At 60.5% G+C, this 15,495-nt stretch carries 16 protein-coding genes; 2 read left to right on the top strand and 14 right to left on the bottom strand.

Annotated elements, in window-relative coordinates; translation table 11 throughout:
- Nucleotides 1-9 precede the first annotated feature (9 nt).
- The 9 genes from accD to J5274_RS03495 all read right to left on the bottom strand — a co-directional run bounded on the left by accD (nt 10) and on the right by J5274_RS03495 (nt 8,619).
- Nucleotides 10-918 (bottom strand): acetyl-CoA carboxylase, carboxyltransferase subunit beta, encoded by a 909-nt coding sequence (gene accD, locus J5274_RS03535; protein ID WP_142828681.1) that lies wholly within the window; start codon nt 916-918, stop codon nt 10-12.
- A gap of 48 nt (nt 919-966) precedes the next feature.
- The gene (gene trpA / locus J5274_RS03530; protein WP_142828683.1) at nt 967-1,806 is read right to left on the bottom strand and encodes a tryptophan synthase subunit alpha; all 840 of its coding nucleotides are present in this window, start codon (nt 1,804-1,806) and stop codon (nt 967-969) included.
- Nucleotide 1,807: 1 nt separating this feature from the next.
- Nucleotides 1,808-3,028, bottom strand: a complete 1,221-nt coding sequence (gene trpB / locus J5274_RS03525; RefSeq protein WP_142828685.1) for a tryptophan synthase subunit beta — start codon at nt 3,026-3,028, stop codon at nt 1,808-1,810.
- 2 nt (nt 3,029-3,030) lie between these two features.
- A complete protein-coding gene (locus J5274_RS03520) occupies nt 3,031-3,699 on the bottom strand; it encodes a phosphoribosylanthranilate isomerase (RefSeq protein WP_143123323.1) in 669 nt (222 codons plus the stop codon).
- A gap of 75 nt (nt 3,700-3,774) precedes the next feature.
- On the bottom strand, nt 3,775-4,536 hold the full coding sequence (locus tag J5274_RS03515; RefSeq protein ID WP_142828689.1) for a M48 family metallopeptidase: 762 nt from the start codon (nt 4,534-4,536) through the stop codon (nt 3,775-3,777).
- Between the two features lie 76 nt (nt 4,537-4,612).
- Nucleotides 4,613-5,047, bottom strand: a complete 435-nt coding sequence (locus tag J5274_RS03510; RefSeq protein ID WP_142828691.1) for a DUF2852 domain-containing protein — start codon at nt 5,045-5,047, stop codon at nt 4,613-4,615.
- A 142-nt stretch (nt 5,048-5,189) separates the two neighbouring features.
- On the bottom strand, nt 5,190-6,461 hold the full coding sequence (locus J5274_RS03505) for a polyhydroxyalkanoate depolymerase (RefSeq protein WP_142828814.1): 1,272 nt from the start codon (nt 6,459-6,461) through the stop codon (nt 5,190-5,192).
- Nucleotides 6,462-6,637: 176 nt separating this feature from the next.
- Nucleotides 6,638-7,480, bottom strand: a complete 843-nt coding sequence (locus J5274_RS03500; protein WP_142828693.1) for a fumarylacetoacetate hydrolase family protein — start codon at nt 7,478-7,480, stop codon at nt 6,638-6,640.
- 185 nt (nt 7,481-7,665) lie between these two features.
- Nucleotides 7,666-8,619 (bottom strand): glutathione S-transferase family protein, encoded by a 954-nt coding sequence (locus J5274_RS03495; RefSeq protein ID WP_142828695.1) that lies wholly within the window; start codon nt 8,617-8,619, stop codon nt 7,666-7,668.
- 208 nt (nt 8,620-8,827) lie between these two features.
- Here J5274_RS03495 and J5274_RS03490 point away from each other — a divergent pair, with 208 nt between their 5' ends.
- Nucleotides 8,828-9,427, top strand: a complete 600-nt coding sequence (locus J5274_RS03490; protein WP_142828697.1) for a nitroreductase family protein — start codon at nt 8,828-8,830, stop codon at nt 9,425-9,427.
- A 75-nt stretch (nt 9,428-9,502) separates the two neighbouring features.
- Here J5274_RS03490 and gyrB read toward each other — a convergent pair whose 3' ends face one another.
- From gyrB to J5274_RS03465, 5 genes are all read right to left on the bottom strand, one after another.
- Entirely contained in the window at nt 9,503-11,938 is a 2,436-nt protein-coding gene (gyrB, locus tag J5274_RS03485; protein WP_142828699.1) for a DNA topoisomerase (ATP-hydrolyzing) subunit B, read from the bottom strand.
- A gap of 144 nt (nt 11,939-12,082) precedes the next feature.
- A complete protein-coding gene (locus J5274_RS03480; RefSeq protein WP_142828701.1) occupies nt 12,083-12,448 on the bottom strand; it encodes a helix-turn-helix domain-containing protein in 366 nt (121 codons plus the stop codon).
- Nucleotides 12,445-13,020 carry a Smr/MutS family protein gene (locus J5274_RS03475; RefSeq protein WP_142828703.1) on the bottom strand — a complete coding sequence of 192 codons (576 nt, stop codon included), beginning with the start codon at nt 13,018-13,020 and terminating at the stop codon, nt 12,445-12,447. Before J5274_RS03475 ends, J5274_RS03480 begins: the two co-directional genes overlap by 4 nt.
- Nucleotides 13,020-14,138: a murein transglycosylase A gene (locus J5274_RS03470; protein ID WP_142828704.1), complete on the bottom strand. Its 1,119-nt coding sequence runs from the start codon at nt 14,136-14,138 to the stop codon at nt 13,020-13,022. The genes J5274_RS03475 and J5274_RS03470 overlap by 1 nt, the downstream gene beginning before the upstream one ends.
- Nucleotides 14,135-14,836 carry a Tim44/TimA family putative adaptor protein gene (locus J5274_RS03465; protein ID WP_142828706.1) on the bottom strand — a complete coding sequence of 234 codons (702 nt, stop codon included), beginning with the start codon at nt 14,834-14,836 and terminating at the stop codon, nt 14,135-14,137. The genes J5274_RS03470 and J5274_RS03465 overlap by 4 nt, the downstream gene beginning before the upstream one ends.
- Before the next feature lie 140 nt (nt 14,837-14,976).
- Between J5274_RS03465 and J5274_RS03460 the strand changes: the two genes are divergently transcribed.
- Nucleotides 14,977-15,483: an FxsA family protein gene (locus tag J5274_RS03460; protein WP_142828708.1), complete on the top strand. Its 507-nt coding sequence runs from the start codon at nt 14,977-14,979 to the stop codon at nt 15,481-15,483.
- The last annotated feature ends 12 nt before the right edge of the window (nt 15,484-15,495 follow it).

The raw sequence follows: 15,495 nt of genomic DNA, 5'->3' as shown, positions 1-15,495 counted from the left end.
TTCGTCGACTCAGGCGCCGACAGCCATCGGCAGCACGATCTCGCTCGGTTCAAGCGAGGCGGTCGCCGGCTGCTTGGTCAGGATCTTCAACAGTCGTGCCAGCATATCCGGGATATCATGACGCTTAATGACCATGTCGACCATGCCGTGTTCGAGCAGATATTCCGACGTCTGAAAGCCTTCCGGCAGCTTTTCGCGGATCGTCTGTTCGATGACGCGCTTGCCGGCGAAGCAGATTTCGGCACCGGGTTCGGCCAGGTGAATGTCTCCCAGCATCGCATAAGAGGCAGTGACGCCGCCGGTCGTCGGATTGGTCAATACGACGATATAGGGCTGGCCTGCTTCCTTGAGGAGGTCGACTGCGACCGTCGTGCGCGGCAGCTGCATCAGCGATAGGATGCCTTCCTGCATGCGGGCACCACCCGAAGCCGGGAACATCACCAGCGGGCATTTCTCGGCAATAGCGCGCTCGAATGCCTTGACGATCGCCTCGCCGGCAGCGAGACCGAGCGATCCGCCCATGAAGTTGAACTCGTGCACGACGGCAACGATCTTCAGTCCCTGCAGCTTGCCGACCCCGGCGAGAATCGTGTCTTCCTGCTCGGTCTTGACGCGGCTGTCTTTCAGACGGTCGCTGTATTTCTTCGAATCACGGAACTTCAGCGGATCCTGGGCGACCTTCGGCTGCACCAGGGCCTCGTACTCGCCATTGTCGAACAGATCGATCAGGCGGGCCTTTGCCGGCATCTTCATGTGGAAGCCGGAAGCAGGAATGACCCACTTGTTGTCTTCCAGATCCTTGTGGAAGACCATTTCTCCGGTTTCCGGGCATTTGATCCAGAGATTTTCGGCGATATCATCGCGACGGCCCAGCATGGAATTGATCCGCGGGCGAACGTAATTCGTGATCCAGTTCAAATCGAGATCTCCTGAATGACTGAATTGACCAAGGCCAATGTGGGGGAACTATTCGGCGGCAACAAGGCGCGCCGAGCGGGTTCCGGTTGAAAGACCACGAACAAGGGTTGCCACCGCCTGCACGGTATCGGCAGTCGCCTTGCCATCCGCGGTCAGCGAATTCGCAACCTGATTGACGATCGCAGTGCCGACGACGACGCCATCGGCAGCCGCACCGATGACCCGCGCATGCTCGGCCGTCTTGACGCCGAAGCCGACGCAAACAGGCAGGTCGGTATGGCTCTTGATACGGCGGACGGCAGCCGAGACAAGTGACGGATCGGCCATAGCCGAGCCGGTGATGCCGTTCATGGATACGTAGTAGACGAAGCCCGAAGTATTGCGAAGCACCATCGGCAGGCGCTTGTCGTCCGTCGTCGGTGTTGCCAGACGGATGAAATTAACGCCCTTGCGGATAGCCGGGATGCAGAGCTCGTCATCCATTTCCGGCGGTAGGTCGACGACGATCAGGCCGTCGATGCCGGATGCCAGCGCGTCATCGAGAAATTTCTCGACGCCGTAAATATAGATCGGGTTGTAGTAGCCCATCAGTACGATCGGCGTGGCGTCATCGGATTTACGGAAATCGGCGGCAAGCTGCAGCGTCTTCTTCAGCGTCTGGCCTGCCTTCAGCGCCCGCTGACCGGCCATCTGGATTGCCGGACCATCGGCCATCGGGTCCGAGAAAGGCATGCCGAGCTCGATGATGTCGGAGCCTGCTTCCGGCAGCGCCCTCATGATGCCGAGCGACGTTTCGTAATCTGGGTCGCCAGCCATGAAATAGGTAACCAGCGCTGGGCGACCCTCGGTCTTCAGGTCGGCGAAGCGTTTGTCCATCCGTGCGGTCATGTCAGAGCTCCACGCCGAGAATTTTGCCAACGGTGAAGATATCCTTGTCGCCTCGGCCACAGAGGTTCATCACGATGATCTGGTCCTTATCCATCTTCGGCGCACGCTTGATGACTTCGGCCAGCGCATGGGCAGGCTCGAGTGCCGGGATGATACCTTCGAGGCGAGTCAGCATCTGGAAGGCTGCCAGAGCCTCGGTGTCCATGATCGGCACGTATTCGACGCGGCCCATATCCTTCAGCCATGAATGCTCCGGGCCGATGCCGGGATAGTCAAGGCCGGCGGAGATCGAGTGGCCTTCCTTTATTTGCCCGTCCCTGTCCTGCAGCAGGTAGGTGCGGTTGCCATGCAGCACGCCCGGGGAACCGACCGTCAACGACGCACAGTGCTCCTCGCCCTCCAGGCCCTTGCCGCCGGCTTCGACGCCGACGATCTGGACGCTCTTGTCATCGAGGAACGGATGGAACAGGCCGATCGCATTGGAGCCACCGCCGACTGCTGCCACCAGCATGTCCGGCAGGCGGCCTTCTGCGGCCATCATCTGTTCCTTGGCTTCGCGGCCCATCACAGACTGGAAATCGCGAACCATTTCCGGATAGGGGTGCGGTCCGGCCGCAGTTCCAATCATATAGTAGGTGTCGTCGACGTTGGTGACCCAGTCGCGCAGCGCCTCGTTCATGGCATCTTTCAGGGTACCGTGGCCGGATGTGACGGGAACGACCTCGGCACCGAGCAGCTTCATACGGAACACGTTCGGCGCCTGGCGCTCGACATCGGTTGCGCCCATGTAGACAACGCAGGGCAACCCGAAGCGAGCAGCAACGGTAGCCGAAGCCACGCCATGCTGGCCGGCGCCGGTTTCTGCGATGATGCGGGTCTTGCCCATGCGCTTGGCGAGCAGGATCTGCCCGATGCAATTGTTGATCTTGTGCGATCCGGTGTGGTTGAGTTCGTCGCGCTTGAAATAGATCTTCGCGCCGCCAAGCTCGGCTGTGAGCCGCTCGGCGAAATACAACGGGCTTGGGCGACCGATATAGTGGGTGTTGAGATAATCGAGCTCGGCCTTGAAGGTCGGATCGGTCTTGGCATTTTCCCACTCGGCCTGCAGGGCGAGGATCAGCGGCATCAGCGTCTCTGCGACGAATCGTCCACCGAAGATACCGAAGCGGCCATCTTCGTCTGGCCCGGCGCGGAAGGAATTTACGTTTGGCGTCTCGTTCACTGTCAACTCCCTGAGGCTGTTGCCGGCATGCGAGCCGAGGCAACCGCGTCGAAAAATTCGTCGATCATGGTCAGATCCTTGACGCCCGGCGCACTTTCCACACCGGACGATATATCGATACCCGAGGCCTTGGTGGAGGCGAGCGCAAGGGCGACGTTGTCTTTGTTGAGGCCTCCCGAAAGCATGTAGTCGACGCGGCCGTCAAGCCACGCCATCAGGCTCCAGTCGAAAGCAACGCCGTTTCCGCCGGGCAGTTCCGAACCTTTGGGTGCCTTGGCATCGAACAGGAAGCGATCTGCGATGCCGATGTAGGCCTCCACACGCCTGAGGTCCTCGGCATCCCGCACGGAAAAGGCCTTCATGACAAGCACGTCGTAGAGGGCCTTGATGGTCAGAACCCGCTCCGGACTTTCATGGCCATGCAATTGCAGCACGTCGGGCCGAACCAGGTTCATAATCTCATCGAGATCGTCATTGTCCGGATCGACCACCACGGCGACGATGAGGGCCTTGCCACGAACGCGGTCAGCAAGCACGCCTGCAAGATCGGGATCGATGTAGCGCGGGCTTTTTTCAAAGAAGATGAAACCGATGTGTGTGGCGCCGCGCGCGACAGCGCGATCGACCGTCTCGGCCGTCTTCAATCCGCAAATCTTGATATCGGGTTTCATGGCAGGCAAGTGACACGAAATGGCAAAAGAGTCGAGCCCATTCGCGACAGTTGCTGGATTTCAGAGCCTGCCGCGCTAGCCGAAATCGATGGCATGAAGGTGGGTGCCATGCCGCTTCAGCCAGGCTTTTGCTTCTTCCATGTGTGGGCAAAGCTTTTTGCACAGCGCCCAGAAGCGGGGGCCGTGGTTCATTTCCTTCAGGTGCGCCACCTCGTGGGCAGCCAGATAGTCGATAACTTCGGGCGGTGCCATCAGTATCCGCCAAGAAAAGCTGAGATTGCCCTGCGACGAACAGGAGCCCCAGCGGCTGCGCGTATCCTTCATGGTGATCGAAGCAACCTCCGCGCGGATGGTGCTGGCGTGCAGTTTCACCAGGCGCTCCAGATCGGCGCGCGCTTCCTTCTTCAGGAAGGCTGCAATGCGCCGCCCGGCATGCTCCGGCATTCCGCTGACACGCAGGATGCGCTCGCCGTCCAGTTCGAGGATTTCGGTGATGCCACGCAGGCTGCCTGAATGCTCAACCTGGTGGGGCACTCCACGGATCAGGATCTCGCTGCCATCGCGCAGCTTCGCATCAGGCTCGAACTTCGACAACTTGGTGATGAGCCAGCCCTGGTGGCGGTCGAGAAAGGCATTGATCTCTCGCGACGGCACGCCGTGCGGCACGGTCATCTTCAGGGCCCGGCCGCCGGGTTCTATGCGCAGGGTAATACGGGTGGCGCGCTCGTGCTTGCGGATCGTCAGCGGCATCTGACGTCCGGCGAGATCGAGCGTCCTCACCTCCGGAACAGGCGGCGTCCGGGCAGTCTTGCGGACTTTTGAAAGAAGCGGAAACATCGATCCGGTTTATATGATTCGCTGCAGTGTCTTGCAAAGAAAAACCGGCATCTCGCGATGCCGGCTGTCGAATGCGTCAGGAGGTTCTGAACTCCTGCCCGGAGCCCTGATCCGTGCGTCGCGCCGCTGTGCGGTCACGCATGAAACGGTCGAACTCTTCCTGGTCCTTGGCGCGGCGCAATTCCCGCACGTAGTTGTCGAAGTCGGCGCGGGTCTCGTCGAGCCTGCGGCGCTCCTGATCCAGGCGGTCGAGTTCTGCCTGGCGCCAGTCGTCAAAAGCGACGTTCTCGCTGTTGAACTGCTGACGGTAACGACGGCCGTTGCGGCGGAAACCGCTGAACATGCCATCGGCTGCCTGGTTGACGTCCCGTTTGAAGCCTCTCAGGCGATCGCCGAAGAGGATGTATGCGAGCATAGCAAGACCAAGCGGCCAGAAAACCACGAAGCCCAGAACCATGAGCGCGATGGTCGCCGGGGTCCACTCCGGCCGAATCAATGCTGACTGATTCATCGTGAGATACCTCGTAAGGCGGCCGGCTGAATGCCGGAGCCGCTCAAATCGATGTGGGAATAACGGGCTCCGGCTTCAATAAGGAAGTGCTTTAAAATCGCAAATACTCTTCATTCCGGATCGAAAATCCCGTTTTTCGCGCCTAGGCCGTTCTTGAGCCCTTGGCCTTCCGCTTCGGGACATCGGCAGTTCTCGAGTGGGCCCTGGCAAAAGCCAGGATGCGCGGCGCTATTTCGCGGCGGAAGCGAGAGCCATTGAAGACACCGTAGTGACCGACATCTGGCTGCAAATAATGCATCCGCATTGCGTCGGGGATGTTGCTGCAGATCGTCTGCGCCGCCTTGGTCTGGCCGACGCCGGAGATATCGTCGTTTTCGCCTTCCACCGTCAGGAGCGCCACCTTGCGGATCGCAGATGGATCGACGCGGTGACCACGATGGTGCAACTCGCCCTTCGGCAAGGCGTGTTTCATGAACACCTGCTCGACCGTCTGCAGGTAGAACTGCGAGGTCAAGTCCATGACCGCCAGATACTCGTCATAAAACTCGCGATGCTTTTCGGGCTCCCCGTCGTTCTTGACGAGGTGCATGAAGAAATCCTTCTGGGCAATGACGTGCCGGTCGAGGTTCATCGACATGAAGCCAGAAAGCTGCAGGAAGCCCGGATACACCGACCGCCCAAAACCCGGCAGCGGCCACGGAACGTTCATCACCACATTATCGGCAAACCACTCGATGGGCTTGTCCATGGCGAGCTTGTTGACACCGGTCGGATTGATGCGCGTATCGATCGGGCCGCCCATCAGCGTCATGGACGCGGGCGACAGCGGATCGCCAGCCTCTTCCATAAGGGCGGCTGCAGCGAGCACCGGCACGGATGGCTGACAGACGGCCACCACATGGGTATCCTGCCCGAGGTGATGCAGCATGGCGACGATATAGTCGATGTAGTCGTCGAGATCGAAGTCGCCCTCTTCGACGGGTATCATCCGGGCATCGGTCCAGTCGGTGATATAGACATCGGCGCCGGGCAACAGCGCCTCCACCGTACCGCGCAGCAACGTCGCGTAATGGCCGGACATCGGCGCCACGATCAGGATCCGCGGATCGGACGGACGGGGGACTGGCAGGTCCCTTTCGAAATGGAGCAAACGACAGAACGGCTTCTGCCAGACGACAGCCTCGGTGACGACCACGGGCTTGTCGTCGATGACTGTCTGCACCAGCCCGAACTCGGGCTTTCCGTAACGCCGCGTGCTGCGCTCGAAGACCTCGAGACTGGCAGATATCGTCCTGCCGAACGCGGTTTCGGCCATGGGATTGAGCGGATTATCGTAAGCCTGGCGCATCATGCCAGCAGCAGCCCGGAATGGCGCCATGACCGCATGGTTCAGTTCGTAGAGATGATAGTACATGACCGACATTACCTTTTCGACTGCGGCCGAAAGAATGGCTGGTCCTTCGTGCGGATCAGCGGCAGTATTACCGAGGTCCCTATCACATTCTGCCAAAGTTAGACACAGTGGAGGGCCTATAAATTAAAATGCCGGAGAATTGATCTCCGGCATGGTGTCGTTTGTGGTCGTTGAACTTAAGCGTCGGCGGCGAACGTCTGGCGTTGGTCCCCGAGACCTTCGATGCCGAGTTCGACCACGTCGCCGGCCTTCAGGTAAGTGGGCGGCTTCATGCCCATTCCGACGCCCGGGGGCGTACCGGTCGAGATGACGTCGCCCGGCTGCAGCGACATGAACTGGCTGAGGTAGGAAACCAGGTGCGCGACGCCGTAGACCATCGTCTTGGTGGATCCATCCTGCATGGTTTTGCCGTTGACCTTCAGCCACATGCCGAGATTCTGCGGATCCGCAACTTCATCCTTCGTGACCAGCCAGGGGCCGATCGGGCCGAATGTGTCGCAGGACTTTCCCTTAGTCCACTGGCCGGAGCGCTCCGTCTGGAAAGCGCGCTCGGAGACGTCATGCGAAACGCAGTAGCCGGCGACATAATCGAGTGCGTCGGCTTCGCTGACATACTTAGCCGTCTTGCCGATGACGACGCCGAGTTCGACTTCCCAGTCGGTTTTTTCAGAGCCGCGCGGAATGAGAACCGTGTCATTCGGACCAGCGATGGCGGAAGTGGCCTTCATGAATATGATCGGTTCAGGCGGCACAGTAGCGCCGGTCTCTGCGGCGTGGTCCGAAAAATTGAGGCCGATACAGATGAACTTGCCCGTACCCGCGACGCAAGCGCCGATACGGCCTGCCGCCAGTTCCGGTAAGGTGTCGGGATCGATCTGGGCAAGCTTTGCCAGGCTATCCGGATGGATCGCCTCTCCGCCGATATCGGCAACATGCGCCGACAGATCGCGGATCTTGCCTTCCTTGTCCAGGAGGGCCGGCTTTTCCTTGCCGGGCTCGCCGACTCGCATCAGTTTCATCGTATTTTCCTTCCTGCCATGTCTTCAGAAGTGTGTTTCGCCATATATGAACGAAACATTCACCTGTGTCACCCGTGGATTGCGTGCCAAACTTTACGCCGACAGCCCGTGAAGGCAACCGGCAAAGCGACGCGATGGGAAAGGATATACCACTTGCCTGAGTGTAATATCCGATGGCTTGGCGATCAGAACAGCTCTTCGAGCGCGGGGCCAACCGGAACGATGCCGGATGGATTGAGCGTCTCTATCGAGTAATATCCGCGCTTGATGTGGTCGAAACTTACCGTCTCCGCGATGCCAGGCCAATCGAGCATGCTCCGGCAGAAAGCGCTGAGATTTGAGTAATCGGAGAGACGCCTGAGATTGCATTTGAAAATGCCGTGATAGGCGACATCGAAGCGCACCAGCGTCACGAACAGACGGATATCTGCTTCAGTCGGGTGATCGGCAAAGAGGAAGCGCTTGCCTTCGAACTGGAGTTCGGCCCAATCCAGACAGTCGAAGACATCCCGGAAACCTTCCTCGTAGGCGAGCTGCGTCGTCGCAAAGCCGGTCCGATAGACGCCGTTGTTGAGCGACGGGTAGATCCGCGCGTTGAAGGCGTCGATCTCTTCGCGCCGGTCATTCGGATAGAGATCGGTCGAGAGGGTTGCCAGATCGCCAAAGCCGTCATTCATCATCCTCAGGATGTCGGACGATTCATTGTTGACGATGGTGTTCGTCCGGGTATCCCAGAGGACGGGAACTGTCGCCCTTCCGGTAAAATGCGGATCAGCCATCGTATAGAGTTCGTGGATATAGCGGGCACCGTTGACGCTGTCCTCGGTCGCGCCGGGATAGTCGCCGAATTGCCAGCCCTGCTTTGTGAGGGCAGGTTCGACGATGGAGATATCGATAGCAGCTTCCAGGCCCTTCATCGCCCGGCCAATCAGCGTCCGCGATGCCCAAGGGCAGATCAGCGCAACATAAAGGTGATAGCGGCCCGGTTCGGCAGCAAACCCACCGGTACCGGTCGGGCCGGCGCTGCCATCCGGCGTCACCCAGTTTCGAAAGCTGGACGTCTGGCGGACAAAGCCACCCTTTTCGTCCTTTGCCTGCACCGGCTGCCAATCTTCCGTCCACTTTCCGTCGACCAGCATGTTCTTCTCCTTCGCGCGCGGGAATTACTGTTCTACCCGGCCCCTGCGAAGGCCACATCACACATTGTTGAAACAGACCGTCACCCTTGCGCCATCGCCAGAAGCGCCGGCGATCTGGACTATGGCGGGCGGCACGCTATACATCGTCGGGCACTCCATCCAAACACAAGCGCTGCTCCCAGCGCAGACCGTTTCAGAGAGAAAAACCATGACAAGCAGCAACAGCCGCGAATCCAACCATCCGATCGACGCCCTTTTCCTGGATCGCTGGTCGCCCCGTGCATTCAACAACGAGACCATGCCGGAAGCAGATCTGCTGACGATCCTCGAAGCCGGCCACTGGGCAGCCTCCTCCTACAACCACCAGCCCTGGCGTTTCGTCTACGCGCTGCGCGGCTCCGAGCAGTGGGACACGTTCCTCAGCCTGCTGATCGACTTCAACCAGAGCTGGGTTAAGTCTGCATCCGCGCTGTTGTTCATCGTTTCCCGCACGCATTCCGGCGAACTCGGTGCCGACGACCAGAAGCCGATCTACAGCCACTCCTTCGACGCCGGCACCGCATCGGGCTACATTGCCCTGCAGGCCCATCTCTCCGGCTATGAAGCGCACGGCATGACCGGCGTTCACTTCGACAAGGTGCCGGGCGTACTCGGCATTCCGGACGGCTTCCGCGTCGAATGCGCCGTCGCCATCGGCAAGATCGGCGACAAGAACCAGCTGCCGGAAGGCCTGCGCGAACGCGAAGTCCCGAGCCCGCGCAAGCCATTGGCCGAGGTCGCCTTCAACGGCAAGTTCATCGCCAAGTAATCCCTGATTCCGACACAACGAAGCCCGCGCTGCAGATTTGCGGCGCGGGCTTTTCCATGTCTGGTCGCTGATAGATTAGATGTCGAGGTTGGCGACGTTGAGCGCATTGTCCTGGATGAACTCGCGGCGCGGCTCGACTTCATCGCCCATAAGCCGGGCAAACAGGCTGTCGGCATCGACGGCGTCGTTGACGCGAACCTGCAGCAGCGAGCGCACGTTCGGATCGAGCGTCGTTTCCCAGAGCTGCTCGGCATTCATTTCGCCGAGGCCCTTGTAGCGTTGCATCGACAGACCCTTACGACCGCTGGCAAAGACGGCTTCCAGCAGCGCACGGGCCCCGGAGATTTCCGTTTCGCCGTCTCTCCGCACCAGTTTCGGCGGCACGTCGTAGATTTCCTTGAGGCGCGGGCCGAGTTGGTCGATATGGCGGGCATCGGACGAGCCGATCAGCGCCATGTCGAGGGTGATGACTTCCTTGACCCCGCGCACGGTGCGTTCCAGACGCAAGCCGCCCTCGTCGGTCATGTCGCCGATCCAGCCACGTTCCGTTTCTTCGGCAATAATGTCCAGACGACGGGCAACTTCGGCAACGATCGTCGCGGCCCGGGCGGGATCGCTGACCACGTCGGCATTGAGCGCGCCGGCAATCGCCGCCTGCTCTACGACGGCGCGGTTATAGCGGGAATGCAGATTTTCGAGCAGTGCCCTCAGACGCAGCGCGTCCTGAATGACTTCGCGCAGATCCTGGCCGGAGCGGACTTCGCCGCTGCCGAGCCGCAGGCTGGCGTCGTCGAGGCCCTGGCCGATCAGATACTCTTCCAGCGCCTTCTCGTCCTTCAGATACTGGATCGATTTGCCGCGCGACACTTTGTAGAGCGGCGGCTGGGCGATGTAGATGTGGCCGCGCTCGATCAGCTCCGGCATCTGGCGGAAGAAGAAGGTCAGCAGCAGCGTGCGAATATGGGCGCCGTCCACGTCGGCGTCCGTCATGATGATGATCTTGTGGTAGCGCAGCTTGTCGGCGTTGAACTCATCCTTGCCGATGCCGGTGCCGAGCGCGATGATCAGCGTACCGATTTCCTGGCTGCCGAGCATCTTGTCGAAGCGCGCACGCTCGACATTGAGGATCTTGCCTCGCAGCGGCAGGATTGCCTGGTTTTCGCGCGAGCGGCCCTGCTTGGCTGAGCCGCCGGCGGAATCCCCTTCGACGAGGAAGACTTCGGACTTGGTAGGGTCACGCTCGGAGCAGTCGGCGAGCTTGCCCGGCAGCGAGGCGATGTCGAGGGCGCCCTTGCGGCGCGTGAGTTCGCGGGCCTTCTTGGCGGCTTCGCGGGCCATGGCGGCTTCCGCGACCTTGCCGATCAGGATCTTGGCCTCGGTCGGATGTTCTTCGAGCCAAGTGCCGAGCGCCTCGTTGACAAGACTTTCGACGACCGGGCGAACTTCCGAGGAAACCAGCTTGTCCTTGGTCTGCGAAGAGAATTTCGGATCCGGCACTTTCACCGACAGCACGGCCGTCAGGCCTTCGCGGCAGTCGTCTGCCGTCAGCGTCACCTTCTCGCGCTTGCTGATGCCCGAGGTCTCGCCGTAGGAGGTGATCTGACGGGTCAGGGCGCCACGGAAACCGGCCATATGGGTGCCGCCGTCGCGCTGCGGGATGTTGTTGGTGAAGCAGAGTACGTTCTCGTGGTAGCTGTCGTTCCACCACATCGCCACTTCGACGACGATGCCGTCCTTTTCGCCACGGATGGCAACGGGCTTGTCGACCAGCGGCTTCTTGGCGCGATCGAGATAGACGACGAAGGCTTCGAGGCCGCCGTCATAAAGCATTTCCACCTGTTTGACGTCGGAATGACGCTTGTCGGTGAGAAGGATGCGGACGCCGGAATTGAGGAAGGCGAGTTCGCGCAACCGGTGCTCCAGCGTTGCGAAGTCGAACTCGATCATCGTGAAGGTTTCGGTGCTGGGCTGGAAGGTGACTTCCGTGCCCGTTTCGCCGCCGCTGTCTCCGAGCGTCACCAGCGGTGCGTCGGCGACGCCGTGGGTGAAGCTGATCTCGTGGATCTTGCCCTGGCGCTTGATGCGCAACTTGAGCCAGACCGACAGCGCGTTGACGACGGAGACGCCGACGCCATGCAGACCGCCGGACACCTTGTAGGAGTTCTGGTCGAATTTGCCGCCGGCGTGCAGCTGGGTCATGATCACTTCGGCAGCGGATATTCCCTCGCCCGTGTGGATATCCGTCGGAATACCACGACCATTGTCGGTCACCGTCACCGAGCCGTCGGGGTTGAGCGTCACGGTTACCAGGTCGGCGTGGCCACCGAGCGCTTCGTCGATGGCGTTATCGACGACTTCGTAGACCATGTGATGCAGGCCGGAGCCATCATCCGTGTCGCCGATATACATGCCGGGCCGCTTGCGCACGGCATCGAGGCCTTTCAGGACCTTGATGGAGTCAGCGCCATATTCAGGATTGGCGGCATTTTCGGTCGCGGGAATATCGGTCATGGCTTGAAGTCTTTCGTGTTATCGCAGGGCGCGACGATCCTTGCGAATCATCGTTTTTCCTCCCCGGACTATAGGGGTATTTCATAGTCAATGCCAAATACATGACCCCGAAAAGACCTATAAAGCAGGGGATTAAGGCTGATTTCAGCCAGTTTTCCGAGCCTTTTCGAGGATGGCCTCCAGTGCTTCTACAGCATCCTGGTCGAGAAAGCGAAATTGTCCGGCAAGGCGATTGGCGAGCGCCGTATATTGCGGCGCCATCCCCGCCGTGTCGATCACGACCCGCGGGTCGGAACCGCGCGCCAGCATGAACAGCTCCTCGGCCTCGTCCCAGATGATATTGAAATAGCCGGCAATCCTTTGCAGCATGACGAAGGTCGGGAGACCCCGTTTGCCGTGTTCCAGCGCCGAGAGGTAGGCGGGCGTCACGTCGAGCGCGGCCGCCATTTCCTTCTGCGTCACGCCCTTGCGTTCGCGGAGCTTGCGCACCGCTTCGCCGAATGGCGTCATGGCGCATCTCCCGGACGCCTTGCCAGGCGGATATAGAGGGCGCCTTCGCCGCCATGATGCTGGGCCGCCGTTTCATAGGACGAGATGAGATAGCGGAAGTCGGGCTTGGAGAACCACAAAGGTGCTGCCCGCTTCAGAGCGCCTTCGCTGCCCATCGAGCTTCCCTTGCCTGTTATGACCAGCACATGGCGCAGACCGCGCATATGGGCCCGAACCAGGAAATCGAGCAGCAGATCATGCGCCTCGTCCTGGTAGAGGCCGTGCAGGTCGATCCTTGCTTCCAGCGGAAGCCGACCCTTGGCGATCTTGCGCTTCACCGGCCGCTCGAGCGGATGGTGCTTGCTGGCGGAAGGCTGCGGCTTTTGCGGCATCGGCAGGGGTTGTTGCGAAATCGGCATCTTCGGAGGCGGAGGTGATGATACATCGCGCTGCGCTTCGGCGGCCTGCTGCTCGGTCAGAAAGATATCGAGCGCCTGCATCTCGGCCATATGCTGCGGCAGCGGCCGGGTACTCTTGGCGACCTTGCTCCAGAGAATGCGCTCCTCCGGGCTGAGCTTGCGGTCCTTCGCCATCAGCTGAACCTCGCGGCAGCCGCCCTGGGCACGAGAATGTAGAAATCGGCGTCATGACGGACGGTGCCCGCCAGTTCTCCGGCTTCATAGCCCGAGCCGGTGAAGATGTCGCCACGTGCGGGGCCGACAATTGCCGAACCGGTGTCGAGCGCCAGCATCAGCCGCTGGAACGGTCCGCCGTTGTCCAGGTGGGTGAGGCTTTCCGAGCGGATGAAGAAGGGGAAGCCGAAGGTATGGATCAGCCTGTCGACGGCGAGCGCCCGGCCCGCCACCAGCGGCACCTTGGCCGCTGCGATTGGCCCGGCCTGCAGATCTGCAACATCGGCCTCGCGGAAGAAAATGTAGGAGCGATTGTGTGAGAGAACCTCGTCGACTTCTTCCGGATGGGCGTAGAGCCAGTCCCGGATCGTCTGCATCGAGATCGTCGAGCGGTCCAGTTCGCCACGGTCGATCAGCAGCCGACCGACAGCCGAGAACGGATGGCCGGCCTTGGCGGCATATGTGATACGACGGAGCGTCCCATCCGGATATCGCAGCCGCGCGGCGCCCTGAACATGCACGAAAAACACATCGACGCTGGATCTGGCCCAGGCGATTTCCAGACCCTTGCCGGCAAGGTAGCCAGAGGTGATCTCGCCGCGGTCCGGATAGGCATCGATCTCGCCATCCCTCAGACGTGCGAACATGTAGGATGGATCCAGTCCGGCCGGGCGGTTGCTGTCATCGAGATCGACCAAATCGGTCGGGCGACGGTAGAAGGGATAGCGATAGACCGCATCGGGTGTTGCGGACACTTCTATTTCTGGCTCGAAGAATGCGGTGACGAACCCGCTGCGGTCTTCGCTCCGCCGTATGAAAAACGGCTGGCAATTGGCTTCGAAAAAAGCCCGGGCCTCTCCGGCATCGGCTGGCTCGATGTCCTTTGCCGCTTCCAGCAGCGGCAGCAGGTCCGCCGTCGTCAGCCCGAGCGACCCGGCTCGGTAGGACTTTGTCTCAGTGACGTGCCGATAACAGGCCCGCATTGCATCGAAAAGGCCGGAGGGATCGTCATCCCCCCAGCCCTTCAGATCGTCAAAGGTTGTCGGCTCCAGCAAAAAATCGTTGGATCGGGCACTCATTGCTCGGATTCGGTCGCCACAAGTTTCCAGTTCGGATCGCGTGAGCGCGTGTCGCGGGCGAATGTCCAGAGGTCGCTGACTTCAGATACCTGCTCCGCATCGCCATCCACCAGCACGTCGGCCTTGTCGTATGTCGCCGATATCATCTGGCTGACGATGCGAATGGTGACCAATGCATCGGTCTCCTTGATCTCGGCACTCATGATATCGCTCCGGTCGATGCCGACGAAGCTGGACTTGACCCTCTCGCCGCGTGCTTCGCGATCGGCGATCGCTGCGTCGAAGCCCTCGTAAACCTCGTTTGACAGCAGACCCTTCAGCGCCTTCCGGTCGCCATCGGCAAAAGCCATGACGATCATCTCGTAGGCCATGCGGGCGCCCTTGACGAACTCCTTCGGATCGAAGGACGGGTCGATCTTCACCACTTCGCGCAACTGCGCGTTCAGCGGCGTTTCAGGCTTGGCGAAGGCATCGACGGCTGCAAAGCGATTTTCGTCATCGACGGCGTCGCGACGCGGCAGAGTAACGACTTTGCCGGTATCCGGCGCATCGGGACCTTTGACAGCATCGCGCGGAGTGTACAGATCACGTGGTGGCTTCTCGGTGCCCGTGCGGCGACCAAGCACGCTGCGCAACTGAAGGAAGATCAGCACCGCTGCGACCAGAAAGAAAATCGTCACAAAGTCATTCGAACCCATATCGCTCCGGCACCACTGTTCACATTCGAAGTTTCAACACCCATATAGTCAGCATAATGCCATCATTCAAATAGCAGGTCCTCATCTTTGTGATCTGCTATGCTGAACGGCAGCCAAGTTACTCATTCGAGGAAGAGACCATGCGCCTTTCGCTTCTACCTGCCTTCGTCCTGCTGCTCCCCCTGGTGGAGATCGCCGGCTTCGTCGTGGTCGGCAAGGCGATCGGTATCTGGGCAACGCTCGGCCTCGTCGTCCTCAGTGTCGTCGTCGGCGCGTTTCTGCTGCGATCCCAGGGATTGAGCATCCTGCGGCGGCTCTCGATGGCAAGCCGCGACGGTGCAGCGCCTGCCCGCGATCTCGTGCATGGTGCGATGGTGGTGGTGGCTGCGTTCCTGCTGCTGGTACCCGGCTTCTTCACAGACATCCTTGGCCTGCTTCTCTTCATTCCTGGCGTGCGCGATCTCGCTTGGAAGTTTCTCAGCCGCCGCATCGTCATCCTGGGGTCTTCGCCGGCGTTCAATCGCTCGCGCGGCGCGCCGGAAAAGCCGAACAGCTCGGGGCCCGTGGTCGATCTCGACGCAGATGATTTTCGTCGCGGCCCGAATCCAGGCTCTCCGTGGTCCGATCACAAGCGCCTGAAGGACTGAGCCCCGCGGTTT

Origin of the sequence: Rhizobium sp. L51/94 (genome assembly GCF_019355555.1) — a bacterium.
Lineage (GTDB): Bacteria > Pseudomonadota > Alphaproteobacteria > Rhizobiales > Rhizobiaceae > Rhizobium > Rhizobium rhododendri.
The sequence above is the reverse complement of the archived record's forward strand: the minus strand, read 5'-3'. Positions and strand labels throughout refer to the sequence as shown.

What these genes read in the sequence shown, in the direction of transcription:
- J5274_RS03490 (WP_142828697.1), top strand. Translation starts at nt 8,828, where the DNA reads ATGACAAGCAGCAACAGCCGCGAATCCAACCATCCGATCGACGCCCTT.
- J5274_RS03460 (WP_142828708.1), top strand. Translation starts at nt 14,977, where the DNA reads ATGCGCCTTTCGCTTCTACCTGCCTTCGTCCTGCTGCTCCCCCTGGTG.
- J5274_RS03500 (WP_142828693.1), bottom strand. Translation starts at nt 7,480, where the DNA reads ATGAAACTGATGCGAGTCGGCGAGCCCGGCAAGGAAAAGCCGGCCCTC.
- J5274_RS03515 (WP_142828689.1), bottom strand. Translation starts at nt 4,536, where the DNA reads ATGTTTCCGCTTCTTTCAAAAGTCCGCAAGACTGCCCGGACGCCGCCT.
- J5274_RS03465 (WP_142828706.1), bottom strand. Translation starts at nt 14,836, where the DNA reads ATGGGTTCGAATGACTTTGTGACGATTTTCTTTCTGGTCGCAGCGGTG.
- J5274_RS03480 (WP_142828701.1), bottom strand. Translation starts at nt 12,448, where the DNA reads ATGACGCCATTCGGCGAAGCGGTGCGCAAGCTCCGCGAACGCAAGGGC.
- J5274_RS03495 (WP_142828695.1), bottom strand. Translation starts at nt 8,619, where the DNA reads ATGCTGGTCGACGGAAAGTGGACGGAAGATTGGCAGCCGGTGCAGGCA.
- J5274_RS03475 (WP_142828703.1), bottom strand. Translation starts at nt 13,020, where the DNA reads ATGGCGAAGGACCGCAAGCTCAGCCCGGAGGAGCGCATTCTCTGGAGC.
- J5274_RS03505 (WP_142828814.1), bottom strand. Translation starts at nt 6,461, where the DNA reads ATGTACTATCATCTCTACGAACTGAACCATGCGGTCATGGCGCCATTC.
- J5274_RS03520 (WP_143123323.1), bottom strand. Translation starts at nt 3,699, where the DNA reads ATGAAACCCGATATCAAGATTTGCGGATTGAAGACGGCCGAGACGGTC.
- gyrB (WP_142828699.1), bottom strand. Translation starts at nt 11,938, where the DNA reads ATGACCGATATTCCCGCGACCGAAAATGCCGCCAATCCTGAATATGGC.
- trpA (WP_142828683.1), bottom strand. Translation starts at nt 1,806, where the DNA reads ATGACCGCACGGATGGACAAACGCTTCGCCGACCTGAAGACCGAGGGT.
- J5274_RS03470 (WP_142828704.1), bottom strand. Translation starts at nt 14,138, where the DNA reads ATGAGTGCCCGATCCAACGATTTTTTGCTGGAGCCGACAACCTTTGAC.
- J5274_RS03510 (WP_142828691.1), bottom strand. Translation starts at nt 5,047, where the DNA reads ATGAATCAGTCAGCATTGATTCGGCCGGAGTGGACCCCGGCGACCATC.